The 4,274-nt window shown below is 64.0% G+C and carries 3 protein-coding genes and 1 pseudogene; 1 reads left to right on the forward strand and 3 read right to left on the reverse strand.

The annotated features are described in order from the left end of the window. Positions 1 to 313: pseudogene (locus WAN71_RS06185) on the reverse strand (ATP-binding protein); the annotation flags it as partial. 250 nt (positions 314 to 563) lie between these two features. Here WAN71_RS06185 and WAN71_RS06190 point away from each other — a divergent pair. Further along, on the forward strand, positions 564 to 1,058 hold the full coding sequence (locus WAN71_RS06190) for a tRNA (cytidine(34)-2'-O)-methyltransferase (RefSeq protein WP_422224491.1): 495 nt from the start codon (positions 564 to 566) through the stop codon (positions 1,056 to 1,058). 25 nt (positions 1,059 to 1,083) lie between these two features. Here the strand turns inward: WAN71_RS06190 and WAN71_RS06195 are convergent, their stop codons facing one another. Together WAN71_RS06195 and WAN71_RS06200 are read right to left on the reverse strand one after the other, a co-directional pair. After that, positions 1,084 to 1,728, reverse strand: a complete 645-nt coding sequence (locus WAN71_RS06195; RefSeq protein WP_422224492.1) for a nitroreductase family protein — start codon at positions 1,726 to 1,728, stop codon at positions 1,084 to 1,086. 91 nt (positions 1,729 to 1,819) lie between these two features. After that, positions 1,820 to 4,274, reverse strand: a 2,455-nt coding sequence (locus tag WAN71_RS06200; protein WP_422224493.1) for an error-prone DNA polymerase, incomplete at its 5' end; no start/stop codon positions are given.

Here is a 4,274-nt window from a genome sequence, read left to right on the forward strand (position 1 = left end):
CGGTGGAACTCGCCAGCAATGCGACATCGAGCGCCGACATGTATTTGGTAATGGCCGGAACCACCTCGGCGCGATCAGCGGCCAACCGGAGGTCTTGCGCGTCCGTCAGCGCACCCGAGATACGAAATCCCCCGAAAACCATCGCCAGCACCAACGGCACAGCCACAATGGCGACGACTTTCCACCGCACCGGCCAATTGCGCAGCGACCATGACGCTGGCCGTTTCACCGGTGACGAGTCGGCGCCGTTGCGGTCTGCACTGTTACTTTTGGCCGGCAGAATCGCCCGCGTCGCACGGGCAAACATGGTCACCGGACTGCGTCCGTGCCGGCGACCGCTCCGCTGATATGCAGTGTTGGCGCGTCGTTCATGAGACTTCCTGCTGATGACAGCCGCCCCGAGTTACGGGCGAGCGATATACGCCTGGCAATTCGACGAGTATGCCAGCCTGCGGCTATGGAGACCAGAATTCTTACTGAACAGACAGAGTTCGCCGACGCGTGCCAGACATCGCGAAGGATAGCCGAGCAAATTGTCTTAGGACAACTGTCATGATCGACAGATGTTCCGGCTGCTGTTTTACTCCCCGCGTATCGCGCCCAATACGGGCAATGCAATCCGGACCGCGGCGGCCACCGGCACCGAACTGCATCTCGTCGAGCCGCTCGGCTTCGACCTTTCCGAACCCAAGCTGCGCCGAGCGGGGCTGGACTACCACGACCTGGCCTCGGTCACCGTGCACCCGTCATTGGACGCCGCTTGGAAGGCGCTGTCACCGCAGCGGGTATTCGCCTTTACCGCGCATGCGACGTCGTTGTTCACCGACGTGAGCTACCAGGCCGGTGACGTGTTGATGTTCGGCCCCGAACCCACCGGGCTGGACTCGACGACCCTGGCCGACGTTCACATCACCGATCGCGTCCGCATCCCCATGCTGGCCGGACGGCGCTCCCTCAATCTGGCCAACGCTGCCGCGATCGCCGTCTACGAGGCGTGGCGTCAGCACGGGTTCGGTGGGGCTACGCCCGCTGACGATGCAGGACGTGGAGCGTCCTGAGGAGGAGGCGGGCGATTCAAAGGGACTACCAGGCGTTCCAGTGCGTGAGACTCTCGGCCGGCAACCGCTTGGCCGGCCGGAAATCCGTGCCTTTGGTGTAGGCAATCGGAAACAGCCCGCCCTGGCTGTACTGCTCGTGGGGAATGCCGAGCACCTCGGCCACTTTTTTCTCACCGTCGCGAAGCAGGTGCAGCGTCGTCCAGCAGGAGCCCAGCCCGCGGGAGCGCAACGCAAGACAGTAACTCCAGACCGCCGGGAACAGCGACGACCAGAACGAGACCCCGCCAAGCGGCGAGGTCTCCGCGCGGCCCTCGATGCAGGGGATCAGCAGGACCGGCGCCTCGTGCATGTGCTCGGCAAGATAAGTCGCGGAATCCCGGACCGCGCCCATTCGCTCACCGCGGGTGTCGCCCTCGGCGTATTCGGCTGACGGCGAGCTGAGGTATTCCCGGGCATTGGCCAGGTAGACCTCGCCGATCGCCTTTTTCTTGTCGGCGTCCTCGACGAAGATCCACTGCCAGCCCTGGCTATTGGACCCGGTGGGCGCCTGCAGCGCCAATTCGAGGCATTCCATCAACACTTCGCGGGATACCGGCTTGTCGAAATCGAGGCGCTTACGAACCGAGCGGGTGGTGGTCAGGACTTCGTCGACAGACAGGTTCAGGGTCATGGTGTGGAGACTACATTTGCGCGCCGAACGTGAATCTGTGGCGAGTTTCCAGCACTTTTTTCGCCGTGATTACACGTTCGGCGCAATAGGGTCAGCGAAAATCCCTAGACTTCGATCCGACCTTCAGGGTGAGCTTGGCCAACCGCTCGGCCACGACGGTGACTGCGCCACTGGCGTTTTGGACCTGCCCTCGGATCAGTAACGCTGACGCTGTCTGCGCCAGCTTGCGGTGTCGCGCCCATACCCCAGGTGTGCAGAGCACGTTGACCATCCCGGTCTCGTCCTCGATGTTGAGAAACGTCACTCCCTGTGCCGTCCCCGGCCGCTGCCGATGGGTGACCGCCCCGGCGATCAGTACCCGGTCGCCGTCGGGCACCGAAAGCAGGGCGTCAGCGGGCAGCACCCCCATCTCATCGAGATCCGACCGCAGGAATTGGGTCGGATAGCTGTCCGGGGAAATGCCGGTGGCCCACACATCGGCGGCGGCCAATTCCAGCTCGCTCATCCCGGGTAACGCCGGGATGTGCGACGACGAGCCAACCCCCGGCAAGCGATCCGGCCGTTGGGTGGCGGCCGCCCCGGCCGCCCACAGCGCCTCGCGCCGGGAGATCCCAAAGCAGCTCAGCGCTCCTGCGGTGGCCAGCGCTTCGGTCTGCGGCACGGAAAGCTGCACCCGGCCCGTCAAGTCCAAGAGAGAAGCAAAGGGGCCGTGCGCTTTTCGTTCTTCGACTATTTTCTCGGCCAGGTCATCTCCGATATGACGGACGCCGCCCAGCCCCAGCCGGACTTCCATACCGGCGTTCTCCAGGGTGGCGTGCGCCAGGCTGGCTGCCACACAAGGACCGTGCACCGTCACCCCGTGCCTGCGGGCATCGGCCACCAGCGACTGCGGCGAGTAGAAGCCCATCGGCTGCGCGCGCAGCAGCGCCGCGCAGAACGCCGCCGGGTGATGCAGCTTGAGCCACGACGAGTAGAACACCAGTGATGCGAAACTCAGCGCGTGACTCTCCGGAAAGCCGAAATTAGCGAAAGCCTCTAACTTTTCGTATACCCGGTCGATCAACTCATCGTCGGCGCCGTGCATTCGTCGCATGCCGTCGTAAAACCGGCCGCGCAGCCGTTGCATGCGTTCCGCCGACCGCTTGGACCCCATGGCGCGCCGCAGCTGATCGGCCTCGGCGGCGGAAAAGCCCGCGCAGTCCACCGCGAGCTGCATCAGTTGCTCCTGAAACAGCGGCACTCCCAACGTTTTCCGCAATGCCGGCTCCATCGACGGATGGTCGTAGACGACTGGGTCGACACCGTTGCGCCGCCGGATGTACGGATGCACCGAGCCACCTTGAATAGGCCCAGGACGGATCAACGCGACCTCGACCACCAGGTCATAGAACACCCTTGGCCGCAGCCGCGGCAGGGTGGCCATCTGCGCGCGGGACTCCACCTGGAACACCCCGACGGAATCGGCGCGGGCCAGCATCTCGTACACCGCCGATTCGGACAGGTCCAACTTGGCCAAGTCGACCTCGATGCCTTTGTGTTCGGCCAGCAGGTCGATGGCGTAGTGCAGCGCCGAGAGCATACCCAGCCCAAGCAAGTCGAACTTCACCAAACCGATTGCCGCGCAGTCGTCTTTGTCCCATTGCAATACGCTGCGGTTCTCCATGCGCGCCCATTCCACCGGACAAACATCGGCGATCGGGCGATCGCAGATCACCATGCCGCCGGAGTGGATGCCCATGTGTCGCGGCAGATTCTGGATCTGGGTGGCCAGGTCGATCACCTGCTCGGGAATGTCCTCGATATCCGACGGCTGCGTGCCCCAGTGAGCGATCTGTTTGCTCCACGCATCCTGCTGTCCCTGCGAGAAACCCAGGGCGCGGGCCATGTCGCGCACGGCGATCCGTGGGCGGTAGGTGATTACGTTAGCGACCTGAGCGGCATAGTCACGGCCGTATTTGCCGTAGACGTACTGGATGACCTTTTCGCGTTGATCCGATTCGATGTCAATGTCGATATCGGGTGGTCCGTCGCGAACCGGCGACAAGAAACGCTCGAACAACAGCTCGTTGGCCACCGGATCGACCGCGGTAACACCAAGGGCATAACACACTGCCGAGTTGGCCGCCGATCCCCTGCCCTGACACAGAATGTTGTTCTCCCGACAGAATCGGGTGATGTCGTAGACCACCAAGAAATAGCCTGGAAATGCAAGCCGCGCAATGATTTCCAACTCGCGCTCGATCTGGGCATACGCTTGCCTTGCTTGTGCTCGCGGCCCGTAGCGGCGCTGGGCACCCGCCATCGCCAGCTCGCGCAACCAGCTGTCCTCGGTATGACCGGACGGGACGTCGAACGGCGGCAGCTGCGGGGCGATGAGCGCCAGGCCGAAGGCGCACTGCTCGCCGAGTTCGGCCGCGGCGGTCACCGCGTCGGGCCACTGCGCGAACAGCCGCGCCATCTCCTCACCCGATCGCAGATGGGAATTGCCCAGCGCGGCCAGCCAGCCGGCCGCCTCGTCCAGCGACTGCCTGGCCCGTATCGCACCC

Source organism: Mycobacterium sp. (assembly GCF_049280035.1).
Classification (GTDB): Bacteria; Actinomycetota; Actinomycetes; order Mycobacteriales; family Mycobacteriaceae; genus Mycobacterium.

Bases quoted from the DNA above. Each gene is read 5' to 3' on its own strand.
- WAN71_RS06195 (WP_422224492.1), bottom strand. From the start codon at position 1,728: ATGACCCTGAACCTGTCTGTCGACGAAGTCCTGACCACCACCCGCTCG.
- WAN71_RS06190 (WP_422224491.1), top strand. From the start codon at position 564: ATGTTCCGGCTGCTGTTTTACTCCCCGCGTATCGCGCCCAATACGGGC.